The organism is Enterococcus sp. DIV0086 (assembly GCF_050498705.1).
GTDB lineage: Bacteria > Bacillota > Bacilli > Lactobacillales > Enterococcaceae > Enterococcus > Enterococcus faecalis.
The window spans coordinates 2,268,209-2,285,229 of record NZ_JBNIDN010000001.1 but is presented as its reverse complement, the minus strand read 5'-3'; the positions used below and the strand labels follow the sequence as shown (position 1 = coordinate 2,285,229).

Annotated in this window: 17 protein-coding genes; 7 read left to right on the top strand and 10 right to left on the bottom strand. The window is 37.3% G+C overall.

Annotated elements, in window-relative coordinates; all coding sequences use genetic code 11:
* Window positions 1–43: 43 nt before the first annotated feature.
* Window positions 44–1,021 (bottom strand): DUF4822 domain-containing protein, encoded by a 978-nt coding sequence (locus tag IGI63_RS11145; RefSeq protein WP_002358366.1) that lies wholly within the window; start codon window positions 1,019–1,021, stop codon window positions 44–46.
* 323 nt (window positions 1,022–1,344) lie between these two features.
* Between IGI63_RS11145 and IGI63_RS11140 the strand changes: the two genes are divergently transcribed.
* On the top strand, window positions 1,345–2,688 hold the full coding sequence (locus tag IGI63_RS11140) for a sensor histidine kinase (RefSeq protein ID WP_002385380.1): 1,344 nt from the start codon (window positions 1,345–1,347) through the stop codon (window positions 2,686–2,688).
* Window positions 2,685–3,377 (top strand): response regulator transcription factor, encoded by a 693-nt coding sequence (locus IGI63_RS11135; protein ID WP_002355236.1) that lies wholly within the window; start codon window positions 2,685–2,687, stop codon window positions 3,375–3,377. The genes IGI63_RS11140 and IGI63_RS11135 overlap by 4 nt, the downstream gene beginning before the upstream one ends.
* Before the next feature lie 54 nt (window positions 3,378–3,431).
* Here the strand turns inward: IGI63_RS11135 and IGI63_RS11130 are convergent, their stop codons facing one another.
* From IGI63_RS11130 to IGI63_RS11120, 3 genes are all read right to left on the bottom strand, one after another.
* Window positions 3,432–4,577, bottom strand: a complete 1,146-nt coding sequence (locus IGI63_RS11130; protein WP_429975802.1) for a cysteine desulfurase family protein — start codon at window positions 4,575–4,577, stop codon at window positions 3,432–3,434.
* 126 nt (window positions 4,578–4,703) lie between these two features.
* A complete protein-coding gene (gene ezrA / locus IGI63_RS11125; protein WP_002385382.1) occupies window positions 4,704–6,440 on the bottom strand; it encodes a septation ring formation regulator EzrA in 1,737 nt (578 codons plus the stop codon).
* A 185-nt stretch (window positions 6,441–6,625) separates the two neighbouring features.
* Window positions 6,626–7,312 (bottom strand): HAD family hydrolase, encoded by a 687-nt coding sequence (locus IGI63_RS11120; protein WP_002355232.1) that lies wholly within the window; start codon window positions 7,310–7,312, stop codon window positions 6,626–6,628.
* Between the two features lie 186 nt (window positions 7,313–7,498).
* Between IGI63_RS11120 and IGI63_RS11115 the strand changes: the two genes are divergently transcribed.
* Window positions 7,499–8,851, top strand: a complete 1,353-nt coding sequence (locus tag IGI63_RS11115; protein ID WP_429975801.1) for an aspartate kinase — start codon at window positions 7,499–7,501, stop codon at window positions 8,849–8,851.
* A gap of 22 nt (window positions 8,852–8,873) precedes the next feature.
* On the opposite strand, the gene IGI63_RS11110 is transcribed toward IGI63_RS11115, so the two are convergent.
* From IGI63_RS11110 to IGI63_RS11100, 3 genes are read right to left on the bottom strand one after another with little or no spacing between them, the layout of a single operon-like run.
* Window positions 8,874–9,410 carry a haloacid dehalogenase gene (locus tag IGI63_RS11110; protein ID WP_002355230.1) on the bottom strand — a complete coding sequence of 179 codons (537 nt, stop codon included), beginning with the start codon at window positions 9,408–9,410 and terminating at the stop codon, window positions 8,874–8,876.
* A 16-nt stretch (window positions 9,411–9,426) separates the two neighbouring features.
* Window positions 9,427–10,260 carry a DUF72 domain-containing protein gene (locus IGI63_RS11105; RefSeq protein ID WP_002358361.1) on the bottom strand — a complete coding sequence of 278 codons (834 nt, stop codon included), beginning with the start codon at window positions 10,258–10,260 and terminating at the stop codon, window positions 9,427–9,429.
* A 50-nt stretch (window positions 10,261–10,310) separates the two neighbouring features.
* Window positions 10,311–11,045, bottom strand: a complete 735-nt coding sequence (locus tag IGI63_RS11100) for an acyl-ACP thioesterase domain-containing protein (RefSeq protein WP_429975800.1) — start codon at window positions 11,043–11,045, stop codon at window positions 10,311–10,313.
* Window positions 11,046–11,319: 274 nt separating this feature from the next.
* Here IGI63_RS11100 and IGI63_RS11095 point away from each other — a divergent pair, with 274 nt between their 5' ends.
* Both IGI63_RS11095 and IGI63_RS11090 read left to right on the top strand, forming a co-directional pair.
* The gene (locus IGI63_RS11095) at window positions 11,320–11,904 is read left to right on the top strand and encodes a lytic polysaccharide monooxygenase (protein WP_002355225.1); all 585 of its coding nucleotides are present in this window, start codon (window positions 11,320–11,322) and stop codon (window positions 11,902–11,904) included.
* A 42-nt stretch (window positions 11,905–11,946) separates the two neighbouring features.
* Window positions 11,947–12,993: a glycosyl hydrolase family 18 protein gene (locus IGI63_RS11090; RefSeq protein WP_429975799.1), complete on the top strand. Its 1,047-nt coding sequence runs from the start codon at window positions 11,947–11,949 to the stop codon at window positions 12,991–12,993.
* A 95-nt stretch (window positions 12,994–13,088) separates the two neighbouring features.
* On the opposite strand, the gene IGI63_RS11085 is transcribed toward IGI63_RS11090, so the two are convergent.
* The gene (locus tag IGI63_RS11085) at window positions 13,089–13,400 is read right to left on the bottom strand and encodes a DMT family transporter (protein WP_002361148.1); all 312 of its coding nucleotides are present in this window, start codon (window positions 13,398–13,400) and stop codon (window positions 13,089–13,091) included.
* Entirely contained in the window at window positions 13,397–13,753 is a 357-nt protein-coding gene (locus IGI63_RS11080) for a DMT family transporter (RefSeq protein WP_002386054.1), read from the bottom strand. The genes IGI63_RS11085 and IGI63_RS11080 overlap by 4 nt, the downstream gene beginning before the upstream one ends.
* A 265-nt stretch (window positions 13,754–14,018) precedes the next feature.
* Between IGI63_RS11080 and IGI63_RS11075 the strand changes: the two genes are divergently transcribed.
* Both IGI63_RS11075 and IGI63_RS11070 read left to right on the top strand, forming a co-directional pair.
* Window positions 14,019–14,993: a ring-cleaving dioxygenase gene (locus IGI63_RS11075; RefSeq protein WP_002355221.1), complete on the top strand. Its 975-nt coding sequence runs from the start codon at window positions 14,019–14,021 to the stop codon at window positions 14,991–14,993.
* 21 nt (window positions 14,994–15,014) lie between these two features.
* Window positions 15,015–15,635: a flavin reductase family protein gene (locus IGI63_RS11070; RefSeq protein WP_002361147.1), complete on the top strand. Its 621-nt coding sequence runs from the start codon at window positions 15,015–15,017 to the stop codon at window positions 15,633–15,635.
* Window positions 15,636–15,678: 43 nt separating this feature from the next.
* Here the strand turns inward: IGI63_RS11070 and IGI63_RS11065 are convergent, their stop codons facing one another.
* Window positions 15,679–17,007, bottom strand: coding sequence for an aminopeptidase C (locus IGI63_RS11065; RefSeq protein ID WP_002358357.1), 1,329 nt, complete (start codon window positions 17,005–17,007; stop codon window positions 15,679–15,681).
* Window positions 17,008–17,021: the final 14 nt, after the last annotated feature.

The following is a 17,021-nucleotide window of genomic DNA, read 5'->3' as shown; positions in this document are numbered from 1 at the left end:
CTTTACTTCCTTTTGACCGCTTCATCCACTCGTGATTGACTAATTAGAACGTGAAGTCTGGCGTAAAGTCTCCTTCATATGGTTCATGTTCTACAAAGACTTTAATTTCTTTGCCATTGTTGTCTTTACCCATTCGTGTATACGTAAAACGTTTATCATTTAATTCTGTTAATTCTAACGCAGCTCCATATTTATTGTCACCAATTGAAACGTGGGCCCGGATTTTGTTATTATCAATTACTTGGAAGTAACCAAAATCTCCACGGGTTTTACCCGTTTCTAAATCAAAGAATTCATATTTACTTGTTTTATTATCAAATTTCGCTAAACTAATAAACATTTTATTTGCTTCAGTAACATCGTTACCGTCTTCATCTAAAACTTTCGTGCCATTCCATAATGTAGCCCCTAAAATGTCATCCCCAGGTTCACTGGTAACAATCTTGCCAGTTTCTGTTTCTAAATCTTTACGGCCATTCGTAAAGGTTAATTTCTCGTCAGAATAAGGGATATGTTCTACAAAGACTTCTACATCTTTCCCGTCTTTATCTTTACCCATTCGCTTATAGGTAAATTTATCTTTCGTCACTTCCGTTAAATCGACCACCGCTTGATAGTTTTGTGTATCCGAAATTAAGATACGCTTTTCGCCATCGTCTGTCACAAAGAATGTGCCTTCATCGCCACGGGTTTCACCTGTTTCTTTGTCGAAAAATTCATAAAAACCTGTTTCACCATCATATTTTGCTAAACCAATAAAATTAGCATTTTCTGCTGTTAAATCATTATTATTTTTGTCGTAAACTTTTGTGCCTTGCCAATCAGTACTGGATAAAATTTCTGTTAATTCTTGTCCTTTTGATTGCTCTTTAGCTGCTTCTGCTGAACTAGAGACTGCAGTGCTTGAGCTAGCTGCACTTGATTTATCTGTTGCAGAGTTGGCTCCGCCAGCACAGCCTGCAATCAACAACGTACTAAAGGTTAATAAGGTAAGCGCACTAAAAACTTTTTTCTTTTTCATGGTTGGTAATCCCCTTTTTCTTTTTGATATATTTAGAATAGCAAAGCCTTATAAACTCCTACTTGCCGAAAAATGAACAAATTATAAACAAATGAAAAAAAGTTAATAACAATACTAGCTTTTTTTTGTTCACTTGTAATACACTATAAGTAAGAAATAGATTAAAACCACTAGGAGGGACGCTTTTGACCATTAAACGCCGCTTTTTTATTTCTTATATTAGTGCCATCATTATTACTTTAGCCTCTGTTTTAGCTGTTTTATCCTTAGCTTCTTACATCACATTAGGAACTGTCCCCAGTTTGCCCCAAGCTTACCGAATGATGAATAAGCAACGACCATTGACCGCTAACGAAGAAGAAAGTTATTTGGCCTTAGATCAACTGCTAAAAAAATCACCGAAATTACTAGATACACCTTTGAGTAAAGAATTAAAGGAAACGATTCAAACAATTGAGGCAAAAGGATTAAGTGTGATTATTCGAAAGAATGCACGGTTTCCTTATTATTCGGATAATTTAGTAGAAAAATCTTTGTCTGTACATATTCCAAACTACGAAATGAATAATATTATGCCAACTGGCACACTGGATAATGCAGGGCGTCTATATCATTATGTCAAATCCGATTTTCATTATTTAGATGGTTCTAACGGGAGCTTTATTGTCTTGAAACGCGAAAGCAGCCTTTTTGAGTTCTTCACACGCTGGATTATCTGGATGATTTTGTTAATTATCCTTGTAGCAATTGCGGCAGCTTGGCTCATTAATAAGCGCTTAACCAAAACTACTATCGAGCCATTAGAAGCATTAGAAAAAGCGACTAAAACATTGGGTAAGGATGCCCAAAAAGAAAATCCATTTACACCAACTAGCCACCAAACCGTCTCAACAGAAGTCAAACAGCTCCAACTTAGTTTTGAACAAATGTGGCAAGATTTAGAAGAAGCCAATGCGGAACGCGAAAAATATGAAGCTAATCGGAAAGAATTAATTGCAAATATTTCTCATGACTTAAAAACACCAATTACTTCTATTATTGGTTACGTTGAAGGTTTGATGGATGGCGTTGCCAATACTGAAGAAAAAAAACAGCGCTATTTAACGGTCATTCATGAAAAAAGTTTAGGCCTCAATGATTTAATTGAAGAATTATTTTTGTATTCTAAATTAGACCTAGATCGTGCTGTCTTTACAATGGAAAAGACCAATTTCACTCGTTTTATTGCACATATTCTTGAAGAATACCGTTTGGAACAAGAACTCGTGATCACTTCTGTACTTCCCACCGAAGCTTTATACGTTCAAATGGATCCCACGCAGATGAATCGCGTGATTACCAATCTAATTCAAAATAGCATTAAATTTGCGGATCCCACTAAAGAACAACTAGCCTTTACGATTTCTTTAACGCATAATCAAACAGACTTAGTTTTAACCATTACAGATAACGGCATTGGTATCGATAAAAAAGAATTACCTTATTTATTCGAACGCTTCTATCGTGTAGACAAATCTCGAACCCCAACAGTTAAAGGAAGCGGCTTGGGATTAAGTATTGTCAAACAAATTATTGACTATCATCAGGGAACAATCACTGTCACAAGTAAAAAAGGAGACGGCACCAACGTGATAATTACGCTGCCGTTGTTGGAGGATGAAAAATGAAACCACATGTATTAATTATTGAAGATGATCCAAGCATTGCTGATTTGCAAAAAGATTATTTAGAAATTAACGATATGACTGTCACAATTGAACATGATGGAAAAAAAGGATTGGAAGCAGCTTTAAATGAGCCCTTTGATTTAATTATTTTAGATGTGATGCTGCCAACTATGGATGGTTTTGAAATCTGTCGTGCAATTCGGAAAAAAAAGCAAACGCCGATCATGATTGTTTCGGCTAAAAAAGAAGATATTGATAAAATTCGTGGGCTTGGCTTAGGTGCGGATGATTATATAATCAAGCCGTTTAGTCCCAATGAATTAGTCGCTCGAGCAAAAGCCCATATGAACCGTTATCAATTGTTAAGCAAAGCAGAACAACCACCACAATTACTAAAAATCAATGAAATCGCTGTCGACACTGCCGCCCACAAAGTGTTTGTTTTAGAAAATGAAGTTATTTTTACAAGCAAAGAATACAAATTGTTGGTTTTCTTGATGGAACATCCTAACCGTGTATGGAATAAAGAAGAACTTTTTGAAAGCGTCTGGGGGTTTGATGCCTTAGATACTGAGGTTTCGACTGTCGTTGTTCACATTAAACGGATTCGGGAAAAATTAAAAAAAGCCAATCTTTCTGACTCTCCAATTGAAACACTCTGGGGAAGTGGCTACCGCTTCAATCGATAAAGAGAGCAAAAAAATAAGTCGGAGCCTATTTTTAGGCTCCGACTTATTTTTTTATTAATTTACACGAGAAAATTTTTGATAAAGTTGGTTGAAAACAATCATAAATTGTTCAATTTCTGCCATTGTATTGCTTTCATCTAAACTAATGCGCACAGCGGAAGTCGCTAATTCCCCAGGCACATGCATGGCATACAAGGTGCTGCTAGCCATTTTTTTCCGGCTAGAACAAGCACTCGTAGTCGAAATATAAATCTGTTTTTCTTCCAATGCATGGACCAGCACTTCGCCACGAATCCCTTTCAAAGCAAAACATAAAATGTGTGGCGCAAAATGTTCATTATCTTGTGAAAAAACAGTCACATTTTGAAATTCTTCTAGCGCCTTTAGTAAATAACTCCGTAATGTCGCCACATGTTGCGGCCGTTGTTGTTCGTTCTCTAAATGCAAGCGTAACGCTTTGGCCATTGCCACAATTGCTGGTACGTTTTCTGTCCCACTGCGTTGGTTGTTTTCTTGCCCGCCTCCTGTTAAAAGCGGCGCTAAACGTTTTCCTTGTTTCCAATACATAAAACCAATGCCTCGTGGTCCATGAAATTTATGTGCAGAAAACGTTGCAAAATCCACCCGATCCGTTAACCACTCTGAGTAATTAACTTTCCCAATTGCTTGAACCGCGTCTACATGAAAATGAATTTTAGAAAACTCCGCTAAAACCTCGCTGATTTCTTTAATTGGTTGAATCGTTCCCACTTCATTGTTCACTGCCATAACAGAAACCAAAATCGTTTCTTTTCTAATTAATTTCTGTAGTTCCTCGACTTTTACACGACCTTCTTTATCCACTGGCGCATAAGAAAGTTCAAAACCTAGTTCGACTAATTGTTCCGCTGTTTCTGTAACTGCTGGATGTTCCACTGCAGAAATAATAATATGATTACCAAATTCTCGTTTTTCGATTGCCGTTCCTTTTAAAACCCAGTTATCTCCTTCAGTTCCGCCACTTGTAAAATAGATTTCATTTGCTGAAACATTGATTAGCTCCGCAATCTGCTTCCGTGCTTGTTGTAAGAGCCGATTCGCTTGGCTGCCTAAGTCATGCAGACTAGACGGATTGCCAATAATCCGCTGACTGGTTTTTACATATGTATCTAAAGCCTGGGGGTAAATCGGTGTAGTTGCACTATTATCAAAATAAATCATTTGTCACCCTTCTTTTTTAAAATTCTTTCCCATTATATACTTTCTAAAGTATCACTTCAAGTCACCCCCACGCCATAAAAAACAGAGGCTTGTCTGTCGACAAACCTCTGTTTAGTGATTGTTTAATTAAATTGCTGTTAAATTAGGGTTATTGATATTTTTAAAATAAAAATCTTCGATTCGTTTGAACGCCCCTGGCTCAACAGCTTCCAATGCCGTTCCAATTTCATCTAATGCATCTTGATAACGGAATTCTGTCGAGAATAAATACATGCTTTTATCTAAAGCCGCTCGGATGGTCTCGTGAGTATGACGATAGCGGTTTGCATATTGCATCATTTGTTCTGTCAGAGCTGCTGCATTGACTAAATCTTTTGTTTTCTTATCTAATAACTCTAAATCATCTTCGCATAAGTCACATAAACGATTGATTTCATCCATGTTAATGCGCATTTTATTTAAGGCTCGGCTTAAATCTTCAATTCGATCCGTTGCCACATAGAAAAATTCTAAGTAATCAGCAGACAAACCTGGTAATCGTTGCTTTTCAACATATCGTTTGATACTCCGTAAACGGAATTCGTATTCGTCTACTTTTTCTTGGGCGACTTTTTCGCCTTTTCTTAGTTCTTTCAATGAAGCATCAATTTCTAATTGTTGATTTTCAATATCATCTAAAATCTTATAGCATTCTTTATAGAACGCTTGAATTTCAGAGTAAGGAACGGTATGTTCTTTCATTCGAGGTTCCAAGTCTTTTTGACGGCGGATAATTTCTTCAATTTCCGTTTGGAAACCACGACTACGTCCTAGCTCGTTGTTGTTTAAGGTGTAGCTTTGTGATACATGGTCCAATTCAATCATTAATTGACGGTTATTTTTTAAGGAATGAGAAATATAATCGTCAATAATTTTTTGATTGGTTACGACATATTTCTTCGCTTCAATTTCACGTTCCATCACTTCATATAATGCATCAATCGCCGTTGCTGTGTCGCGATTTGCGACCTCTACTGCAGCAATCTCTGTTTTCTCTAAATCAGCCATTGAATTCTCGACACGTTTTTTCGCATGTTGAATTTCTTCAGCAAAGTTTTGTTCAGGGAACACATAATCGTCAGCTAATAATTGGTTGTAGCCTTCTTCGATTTCTTTTAATTGATCTGGGAAAGTTTCATTTAATTCTTCATACATTGGTGGAATCCGTTTCATTAAGTCTTCCAATTCATACGTATGACGTTCCGCATCTTCTAGGACTTCTCGAGCCTCAATTGGGTCCCCCGATGTATTTAGTGTGACAAATTGTGTGAATTCAATTTCGACGTTTCTTAATTGTTTTTGGATTTCGGAGTAAGCTGGACCAAAGCTAGCTTTATCATCTTTTAGTGATTTACTTAATTCTTCATAGACATCCAAAGCTTTTTGAACTTCTAATGAATTGCGCTCTTCACTTTCACGTAATTCTTTCAAGCCATTACGAATGACTTCCACTTCGGCTTCCATTTCGGTCATCGTTTCATTCGCTTCCACGACTGCTTTCTTCGCTTTCATGAAACGGAAAATTTCATTTTGATTTTCGACTTCATAAATTTGACTCTCTAGTTCGGCGAAAGAACGCGTCGATAGTTCTACCCAACGTTGATTCCATTCACGGAAACTATTTTGACTCTGTCCAACTAGATGCATTTTTTTAATATCATCGATTTCTTCAAAGACTGGCAAGTCAAACAGGGCTTCTTTACGAACTTCTAATTCATCTAATTGTTCTTGATTTTTTTTGCGCATAAAATAACCAATTAAGTATAGCACCGCAGCAATAATAACGATTACTAGTACTAAAATGATAATCCAATTATTCTTCATTTTGGCTCCTCCGATAATTTTTCTATAATAAAAGAAAGGTTGTTTGTTCTCTTCACACGGTTATCTATTGTTCCTGACCCTTGAAAAAGGGCATTCTTGCAGAAATACCTATAGAAAATTATAGCACAAACTGTATATTCATTCACTAGTTATAACAAACTTTTTTAAGAAAACCCGCGATCTTCTTACGAAGGGGTTGATTCACTGCTTTCATCGATCCGATTTTCACTAATTTTTTTACAAATATCACTTAGTTGTGTTAAGAAGGCATCCGCTTGACTTTGATCCATCCCAAAGTGTTCATCGCGCATAGCCCAAACTTCTAGCCCAGCTTCTTTGGCAGAGGCAATGCCTTTTTCTGAATCTTCAATGGCTATACATTCCTGTGGCGCAACAGCTAATTCTTGTAACGTGTGCAGATAAATATCCGGCGCCGGTTTACTTTCTTCGAAATCTTCCCCACTCACGACCGCATCAAAATAACTACTTAATTGCCCCACTGTCAAAACCTCTTCAATTGCGTCTTTTGTGGAAGAAGAAGCTAATCCGATTTTATAGCCTTGTCTTTTTAAAAATTGTAAAACACGTTTCGCATTTTCATCAAGCACAGCTAAATAATCTATCGGATGCGCTTTTTTATAGGCTATGTATTGTTCATTTAAAAAAGCAATATCTAGCTCTTTTTTGTTGACTTGTTCAATCTTTTGCCATAATGAACGCATATCCGCACCGACTAATTCTGGCAAGGTTAGGCCCTCAATGGTCAAATCAAATTCCGCTAAAAATGCTTTACGTCGCTCATAATAATAAGCTTCGCTATCTACTAGGACACCGTCCATATCAAAAATAATGGCAGTTTTGGATTCTGTCATACTATTTAACTCCTTCGTTACGACTCATATCTTTACAGTTTAACAAAATTTTAAGGAAAAATGAAGAACAAATATTTTCATGATTTCCTAACTTTCTGAAAATAAGTGGTTGCTTTTCTAAATGTTTTTCGGTATCCTTTTACTAATCTACAAATGAGAAAATAATTAAAAACAGGAGTGATAAACGTGAACGTAGTTAAATTCGGCGGTAGCTCGCTAGCATCAGCACCACAGTTACAGAAAGTCTTACAAATCGTCAAGGAAGAGCCGCGCCGAACGTTTGTCGTTGTATCCGCTCCTGGAAAGCGAACCCCGCAAGATATTAAAGTGACTGATTTATTGATTCAATACTATCAGCGCTACTTAAATAATGAGGAAATTGAATCGACAATCTCTGCCATCATTCGTCGTTATGAAGATCTTTTTGATGAATTACACTTGGATAAAGCAGTTTTAGCTGATATTGCTATTTCGATTAGCCAATTAGCCACTTTACCAAAAGAAAACAATGCTTTTTTATTTGACTATTTTTTAGCTAGCGGTGAGGACAATAATGCCAAAGTTGTTGCCAGTTTTTTCAAGCAAAATGGCTTAGATGCTCGCTACATTAGTCCAAAAGAATTAGGTCTCCTAGTGACACCTGAGCCAGGCAATGCCCGCATTTTACCAAAAGCTTTAGAGAAAATTAGTGTCTATCGTGAGACTCAACAAATCTTGGTTATTCCAGGTTTCTTTGGTTATACAGAAGCCGGCGAAATTTGTACTTTTTCTCGTGGCGGTTCCGATATCACAGGGTCCATTGTTGCCGCAGGTGTTCAAGCAGATTTGTATGAAAACTTTACCGATGTGGACGGAATTTATGTCGCCCATCCTGGAATTATTGAACAGCCTCAAACGATTCAAGAATTGACCTACAGAGAAATGCGGGAGTTAGCTTATGCAGGCTTTGCCGTCCTCCACGACGAAGCCTTAATGCCTGCCTATCGCGCAAATATTCCAGTCGTTATCAAAAATACCAACAACCCACATCATCCTGGCACCCTAATTACCACCTCTCGCAAAGTGAAGCATGCTCCTGTTGTAGGAATTGCTAGTGATCAAGGGTTCGCAAGTATTTACATTAGTAAGTATTTAATGAATAGAGAATTAGGTTTTGGGCGACGGCTCTTAGAAGTACTAGAAAAATTAGCCTTGAGCTATGAGCATATGCCCTCAGGAATTGATGACATCACGATTGTTTTAAGAGAAGACCAGTTAACAACTGAAATTGAAAATCGACTGATGGCTCAACTCCAAGAAGTTTTAGCGCCTGATGAGTTACGCATCACGCATCACCTTTCTATGATTATGATTGTCGGGGAAGGCATGCGCCAACGAATTGGGGTTACTGCTGAAAGTACAATGGCGTTAGCCAAAGAAAAAATCAACTTAGAAATGATTAACCAAGGATCTTCGGAAGTAAGTATTATGTTTGGTATCAAAAAAGAACAAGAAGAAAAAGCCATCAAAGCGTTATATCGGACGTTCTTCCATGATTAATGAAAAAGACGAATGAGTTTTCTCATTCGTCTTTTTCATTGGTCTCAGTAATTTTCAATTGGCGTTGAATTTCCGCTTTAATTTTAGCTTCTGGCGCAAAATCTTGTTCCCAATTTTCAGGTTTTAATACTTTATTTGTTTCCGGATCATAATGTGGCTGCCCATCTGGAAATAATTTCCCCATATTGGCTTGATGAACGATTTCAATAATTTTTGTTGGATTGACGCCCATTAAGCAAAACGAACCATAAGTAAAATACAATAAATCGACTAGTGCATCCACTTCCTCCACTAAAGGATCAGATACTGGTTTGCCTTTCGCCAAGACTTTCTGCTCTGCTTTATCGACAGATTTTTTTAATCCGTTGACCAATTGTTGAAAAAGTACTTGGTCATTATCAGCAGCACTATATAAAAATTCTACAAGTTCTTCAACTTTAAACTCTGCTCGTCGACTGGCTAACTCCGGCGAAAAAGCAGTTGGTTGCTCTGGTTGTTGTGGATTAAAAACCTCGTGGAATGCACAAGCCATTTCATAAGGGGATTGCTTTTCAGACATTCAGCTACCTTCTTTCTCAAAATAAATCTAATTGTTTTGGATTCAAATCATCGTAACTCAAATTCAAGACTTTTTGCATCTGTAGAGCGTTTTCTGCGGCATCGCCGCCAGAATTATTATTAAAAATTACGCCCACTTCTTTGGCTTCTTGCGACATTTTTAAAACAGCTTCGCTTAAATCAGCGATTTCCTGCGTATTATAATGATAAAGGGTTCTTTTTTTTCGCCACTCTGCATCATTGGCTAACCAGCCAGCCGCATTACGTCCGTGAAACCGGAAGAGCACGAGATTAGGATTCGTTACATAAGGATAAAAGGGCACTGGATTCGTAGGAATCTGCGGTTCATCTACAATCACAAGTGAAAATTGATTTTCTTTCATAAATTGCAACATTTGTTTTACAAAGTTTGGTTGATACCATGAATTATTTCGTAATTCAATGGCGATAGGTAGGTCTTTAAACCAGTGACGAATTTTTTGCAAGTAAGCGACATTTTCTTTCGTACAACCAAATGTTCCTGAAAATTGTACCAGAAAGGCAAATAATTTTTTACTTTCAATTAATGGGGCCATACTTTCTAAAAAGGCGGTGATCATTTCTTCTTCACTTGCATAATAGGTCTGCCACTCACCTTGACAACTGATTCCACTATAAACTTTCATGACAAAGCGAAAGTTTTCGGGAACTGCTTTGACCCATTCAGCTACTCGTTCTTTGGGAGGAATCCCGTAATACGCCGTGTCCATTTCAACTAGCGGTAAATGACTGGCATATTCATAAAGCGTGGCCCGTTTTTTTCCAGTTAAATAGTCGTGTTCACTAAAAGATGTTAATCCTAAGCGAATCATGTCCTTCCTCCTCTGCGTAACTTTTTATTTTTCTAAACCGTCCTCTCAACTTAGTTGGTCCAATCGATATTCGCTTCACAATAGGTTTGACCATCAATCCGAATCTCATGGCGCGTTTTCAACTGATTTTCTTGTTCGACAATTTCGTAATGACTTTCGACTTCTTGGCCATATTCTACTTCTTTATCAAATTTCACAAGAATTTTTTTCGGTTGATGCGTTGTCAAAAAGTCATACCCTAACACATCCAATAACCAATTAAAGTAAATCGCATTATTAACATGTTGATTGCCATCAATATCAAAAAAACGCACACGATAAGGTAAAAAGTTCCCCTCTGTGACTTTTTCAATTTTTTCATGGCGATAAATTTTAGTGATTTTTTCAGAATCAAAAGGTGCAATAATTTCTGGTAACACACTACTGATTTTCCGATTTTTTTGATCCATTAAGACAAAGGTTGATTTCACAAAGACACATTCATTGCCTTCTTCATCATGAACCCAAAAGTTACGATAACAAAAATATTTGTTATAACTCATAGCTTGCGTTGTAATTGCTACTTTTTCACCAACTTTTGGTAAGCTGTGAATCTCTATTTCATAATTGGTGATGACCCAGCCTAGACCAAATTGAGCGACATAAGCCGCATCTCTTCCTAGTAATTCTGTTTGTTCTTCTGATACTTTAATGACAACCGCTAACAAAGCCGGTATCTTCATTGCACCAGTAAAATCGCCGTCATAGTAGGCAACTTCATAAGAGGATGTATGTTTTTTTCCCACGAAATAATCTCCTTTTTCCAATGGCTACTTTCGTGTCATTGTTTCTTCTTAAAAGTATACCACGTGATTTCTTCAATTGCGATTCCGAATGAAAAATTAACAAAACTTTGAAAAACACTATTATTTATATTATTTAAAAACATTCTTAATATTACTTAAAAAATATTGTTTTATTTTTAAAAATAACATTTCTTATTATTTGTATCCGAAAGATTATTATGTTATATTCCTATCTGTAAGCGCATACAAAATAATTTTTTAGGAGGTTTTTTTCGTGAAAAAGAGTTTATTAACAATCGTCCTGGCTTTTAGTTTTGTTTTAGGTGGCGCTGCATTGGCCCCTACTGTTTCGGAGGCTCACGGTTACGTAGCAAGTCCTGGAAGTCGTGCTTTCTTTGGTAGTTCTGCTGGTGGTAACTTAAATACAAATGTTGGTCGTGCACAATGGGAACCTCAAAGTATCGAAGCGCCCAAAAATACGTTTATTACTGGTAAATTAGCCAGTGCAGGTGTCTCAGGTTTTGAACCTTTGGATGAACAAACAGCTACTCGTTGGCACAAAACAAACATTACAACAGGTCCCCTTGACATCACTTGGAACTTAACTGCCCAACATAGAACTGCTTCTTGGGATTACTATATTACTAAAAATGGCTGGAATCCCAATCAACCATTAGACATTAAAAACTTCGACAAAATTGCTTCAATTGACGGCAAACAAGAAGTTCCTAATAAAGTTGTTAAACAAACAATTAATATTCCGACAGACCGCAAAGGGTATCATGTCATTTACGCTGTCTGGGGCATTGGTGATACGGTGAACGCCTTTTACCAAGCGATTGATGTGAACATTCAGTAAAAATACTCACATCTTAAACTAAATTAAAGGAGTTCTCAAAAAATGAAGCTAAAAAAAATAATTCCTGCTTTTCTCCTTCTTTCAACCGTTGCAGTTGGCTTGTGGTTAACGCCTACTCAAGCTTCTGCAGATGCTGCGGATACGATGGTAGATATCTCTGGCAAAAAAGTGTTGGTTGGATATTGGAATAACTGGGCCTCAAAAGGACGCGATGGTTACAAACAAGGAACATCAGCATCACTGAACCTTTCAGAAGTAAATCAAGCCTACAATGTCGTACCGGTTTCCTTCATGAAAAGCGATGGCACGACACGGATTCCTACGTTCAAGCCTTATAACCAAACAGACACTGCCTTCCGACAAGAAGTCGCACAATTAAATAGTCAAGGTCGCGCAGTTTTATTGGCACTTGGTGGAGCAGATGCACATATCCAATTAGTCAAAGGCGATGAACAAGCCTTTGCGAATGAAATCATTCGTCAAGTGGAAACATACGGCTTTGATGGTTTAGACATCGACTTAGAGCAATTAGCGATTACTGCTGGCGACAACCAAACCGTCATCCCTGCTGCGTTGAAAATAGTCAAAGACCATTATCGAGCACAAGGAAAAAATTTCATCATTACGATGGCGCCAGAATTCCCTTATTTAAAACCTGGTGCCGCTTATGAAACATACATTACTTCCCTAAATGGTTATTATGATTACATTGCCCCACAATTATATAACCAAGGCGGCGACGGTGTCTGGGTTGATGAAATTATGACTTGGGTTGCTCAAAGCAACGATGCTCTAAAATACGAGTTCCTCTATTATATGTCTGATTCATTAATCCATGGCACGCGCGGCTATCTACAGATACCAAACGATAAATTAGTCCTTGGTTTACCAGCAAATCGGGATGCTGCTGGTAGCGGCTATGTCGTTGAGGCTACCCCTGTAGCCAAAACTTTTGATCAGTTAGCAAAAGACGGTAATCCTATCCGTGGCTTAATGACTTGGTCTGCAAATTGGGACGTTGGTCAAGATGTCAACGGCAAGTCCTACAACAATGAATTTGCGACACGTTATAGTAACCTTGTAAAATAAAAGCTATTTTGAGACAGAACACCGCATTTGGTTCTGTCTCTTTTTAAATTTTACTCACCTGTCTTTCAATAATCCAAACAATGTTCTCTCGCTTTCTAACCAATTAATTTTAAACCAATCACAGAAACAATGATTAAAAAAATAAAAAATATCCGGCGTGGGTCTTTTGATTCACCTAAGAGCATTCCTAAAATAGCGCCTCCTGCTGTACCAATTCCTGTCCAAACTGCATAAGAAACGCCCATCGGCAATTGTCTCATCCCTAAATATAAGAATAAGAAACTACCACTAAACGCTAGAATTAAAATTAACAATGAACGTAAGTCTTTTTTTGTTGTAAATAATTTAATTGAACCTACGCCAAAGATTTCAAAACAGCCTGCAATAACTAAGTATAACCAACTCATCTTGTTTCCTCCTCTTTATTTCCAGTTACCATTTTTAAGCCAATTACACCTATTAATAACAGCAACAGAAAAAGAACTTTTCCTATACCCAAAGGCGTGTGGAATAAAAAATGATCTGTTACAATAGTTCCAGCACTACCTAAGCCGACAAATACAGCATAGGCTGTGCCAACTGGCAATTCCTCTCCTGCTTTAATCAGCGCATAGAAACTGATAAAGATTGCGATTACTGTCCCTAAAATCTCCCACCATGTTGTACTATGCTTCATGCCAATGACCCAAATCACTTCACAAAAAGCGCCAAAAATAACTTTTAACCAAGCTTTACTCATCTTGTTTTCCTTCCCTTCCAAACAAAAAAAGTGCCAACAAACAGTTCAGCTATGGCCTAAGAACTGTTCATTAACACTTTAGTCGCAAGCATCCGGCGATGTTTACGAAAGTTTATGTATTAAAATATCTCAGGCTATTATATTCTTATTTTTTTAAAAAATCAACTAAAAAATAATAGTTCGAATTCGAGACATTTCTTTTGCATTTTTAGGACTAATCATTTAAACTTACTTTTAGTAAGTTAATTAATTAAAAAATTATTTTTCTTTTAGGAGGATTTTTATTATGAATACACAAATTTTAGGTTTACACCACGTCACTGCCATGACTTCAAGTGCTGAAAAAATTTATCACTTTTTCACCGATATTTTAGGTCTACGTTTAATTAAAAAGACTGTTAACCAAGACGATATTGAAACATATCATTTATTTTTTGCTGATGATGCCGGCTCTCCCGGAACAGATATGACTTTCTTTGACTTTCCAGGCTTACCTAAAGGAACCAAAGGAACCAATACAATTTCTCGTACTTCCTTCCGTGTAAAAGATGATGCTGCTTTGGATTACTGGGTATCACGCTTTAATGAATATGCAATTGATCATGGAGAAATTCAAGAACGTTTTGGTAAAAAGTATTTAGAATTTGAAGACTTTGACAATCAACGTTACCAACTTATTTCTGATGAAAAGAACCAAGGTGTTGCAGCCGGCACGCCTTGGAAAAAATCTAACGTCCCTAGTGAACATGCTTTAATCGGCTTAGGACCAGCCTTTGTAACTGTCGAAAATTACGAACATCTGCAACTAGTTTTAACTGAAGTTTTAGGGTTCAAATTGATTGATGCTGAAGGTAGTTTCCATTTATTTGAAGTTGGCGAAGGTGGGAATGGTGCCAGCATCATCGTAGAGCATCGGGAAGATTTGCCAGCGGCTCAAGAAGGCTACGGCAATGTCCATCACTTAGCCTTGCGCGTTGCCGATGAGGAAGCACTACGTTTCTGGATTGAAAAAATTAATCGTTTGGAATTTCCTAATTCTGGCTTTGTGGAACGTTTTTACTTTAAATCTGAATATTTCTTGGCAGCAACACATGTTTTATTTGAACTGGCAACCGATGGTCCTGGATTTTTAGAGGATGAAACCTATGAACACGCTGGCGAAAAATTATCATTACCGCCATTTTTAGAACCAAAACGGGCAGGGATTGAAGAATTTGTGCGTCCTTTCGATACTTCAGATGCGAATGTTCAAAGAAATTAGTATTTTTTCTAGGAGGCTCCTATGATTCATTACAATAGTAACGAGTTATCTGCAAAAACAGCGTATAAATTTTTATCAGGAAGTATTATTCCTCGGCCAATCGCTTGGGTTACAACACAAGATACAGCTACAGGTGTCGTCAACGCTGCTCCCTTTAGTTTCTTTAATGCAGCGGCAGCTGAAATTCCTTTAGCAACGTTATCCATTTTACGACCAGACAAAGCGCCTAAAGATACGGCACGAAACATCTTGGCTACTAAAGAACTTGTCATCCATTTCGTTAACGAAGACGTTCTTACTCAAATGAATCAGACTTCGGCACCTTTAGCAGCAGAGATCAGTGAAATTGACACATTCGGTATTGAAACCATTGCCAGCCAGACTGTTGCTGTTCCAGCAATCAAAGCCGCGCCGATTCGGATGGAAGCTCGCTTACATCAATATGTACCTATTGCTAACCATGAAGGTCAAATTATTACGGATTTATTCATTGTAGAAATTACCGATTTCTATTTTGATTCAGCCGTTTTCGATGAAGAACATCAGTACATTTTACCTGAAAAACTCCAACCGATTGCTCGTTTAGCAGGCAATGATTATACAACATTGGGCGAAATCCGTGAAGTTCGCCGCCCAACGTAAAAAGAAGGCCCCGCCATGACGGCGAGGGCCTTCTTTTTCTGTTTTATGCTAATGCGCCCATTGGATCCCAAGGTGCCAAAACAGTTGGCGCTTGTTCCCAAGCTTTTTTCTGTTCATCAGTTAATAAATCTTTGTGCACAACGATTTGATAAGTGTACTCGTCCATCCACGCATCGCTCATAACGAAGAAGCCATTTTCACCGACTTTTTCGCCCCAGCTGTTTTCCACTTTCCATTTTGTTGTTTGACCATCAACGATATCAACACCTGTTAAAACCATGGCGTGTGTCATTAAGCTTTCACCAAAGTCTAAACGTTCTGCTTTAGTCATCGTAAAATCAATATCAAAAAGATCGTTCATATCGTAAACGTCTAATGCCATAATTCCTGTGTCACGTGTTGAAGATTGTCCGACATCACAACCAAACCAAACAGATTCGCCTTGTTCCAATTGTGCAGCAGCTAATTTTTTGAAAGCAGCCATTTCTACATTTAAATATTTAACTTCTTTGCCGCCGACAACATTCCCTAACATTTCAACAGTGTATGTTTTGTTGAAGGGTTTATCTTCTGTAGGAGCATTAATAATACTTACATAATCATGTAAATTAACGCCAACGTATTTTTCAAAGAATGTTTGCGGTGTTAGATTTTGATCCAAATGATAATTTTTTTCTTCGTCACGGTATTCAAAATCAAAGGTTTCTGGCGGTGTTCCTAAAGAGATTGCTAAGAAATTATAAATTTCTTGTAACATTGCTTCTTTGTTTTTTTGGACTTCTTCAGCAGAAGCGCCTTTTTCAATTAAACTACGTAAAATTGTTGCATCTTTGCGTAATTTTTTATTTAAATAGTTGTTTAAATCACGTGAATTGGAACTATTGCTGCTTTCAGGCATTGCCGTTTTAGGCACTACGCCATATTTATCAAAAATTGAAACGATCATATCCCATTGCCCACCATCTTGTTGTGGTGTCGCTAATAAAAAGGCCACTTTACGACTAGTCAACGGTTGATCGGCTGTTGCAATAATATTTTCATAGAAATAATTTGATTTTTCATATTTATCCCAGAAAAATGTATAGTTTTGTGATAATTCAAAATCTTTTAATTGAAACGCATTTAACATTCTATGTCTAAATGTATTTAACGCCGCAAACATCCAGCAGCGACCGCTTTGTTTTTGATTGGCTACTTTTCCAGTAGCTAAGTCGACTGAAAAGACGGGTACGTTATTCACGGCTCCTTGTACAGATTCACCTGAAGCGCTGATACCATTTTTTACTACACTACGTTGTAAGGCATTTTGTTTATTATTGTTCAAGAAATCTTGATGGAATTTCTCTGTTAATTTTGGTTCAATTGCTGTCATATTTTCATCGTCCT

What these genes read in the sequence shown, in the direction of transcription:
- IGI63_RS11075 (WP_002355221.1), top strand. Translation starts at nt 14,019, where the DNA reads ATGAATACACAAATTTTAGGTTTACACCACGTCACTGCCATGACTTCA.
- IGI63_RS11065 (WP_002358357.1), bottom strand. Translation starts at nt 17,007, where the DNA reads ATGACAGCAATTGAACCAAAATTAACAGAGAAATTCCATCAAGATTTC.
- IGI63_RS11070 (WP_002361147.1), top strand. Translation starts at nt 15,015, where the DNA reads ATGATTCATTACAATAGTAACGAGTTATCTGCAAAAACAGCGTATAAA.
- IGI63_RS11120 (WP_002355232.1), bottom strand. Translation starts at nt 7,312, where the DNA reads ATGACAGAATCCAAAACTGCCATTATTTTTGATATGGACGGTGTCCTA.
- IGI63_RS11130 (WP_429975802.1), bottom strand. Translation starts at nt 4,577, where the DNA reads ATGATTTATTTTGATAATAGTGCAACTACACCGATTTACCCCCAGGCT.
- IGI63_RS11135 (WP_002355236.1), top strand. Translation starts at nt 2,685, where the DNA reads ATGAAACCACATGTATTAATTATTGAAGATGATCCAAGCATTGCTGAT.
- IGI63_RS11110 (WP_002355230.1), bottom strand. Translation starts at nt 9,410, where the DNA reads ATGTCTGAAAAGCAATCCCCTTATGAAATGGCTTGTGCATTCCACGAG.
- IGI63_RS11145 (WP_002358366.1), bottom strand. Translation starts at nt 1,021, where the DNA reads ATGAAAAAGAAAAAAGTTTTTAGTGCGCTTACCTTATTAACCTTTAGT.
- IGI63_RS11090 (WP_429975799.1), top strand. Translation starts at nt 11,947, where the DNA reads ATGAAGCTAAAAAAAATAATTCCTGCTTTTCTCCTTCTTTCAACCGTT.
- IGI63_RS11085 (WP_002361148.1), bottom strand. Translation starts at nt 13,400, where the DNA reads ATGAGTTGGTTATACTTAGTTATTGCAGGCTGTTTTGAAATCTTTGGC.
- ezrA (WP_002385382.1), bottom strand. Translation starts at nt 6,440, where the DNA reads ATGAAGAATAATTGGATTATCATTTTAGTACTAGTAATCGTTATTATT.
- IGI63_RS11105 (WP_002358361.1), bottom strand. Translation starts at nt 10,260, where the DNA reads ATGATTCGCTTAGGATTAACATCTTTTAGTGAACACGACTATTTAACT.
- IGI63_RS11140 (WP_002385380.1), top strand. Translation starts at nt 1,345, where the DNA reads ATGAATAAGCAACGACCATTGACCGCTAACGAAGAAGAAAGTTATTTG.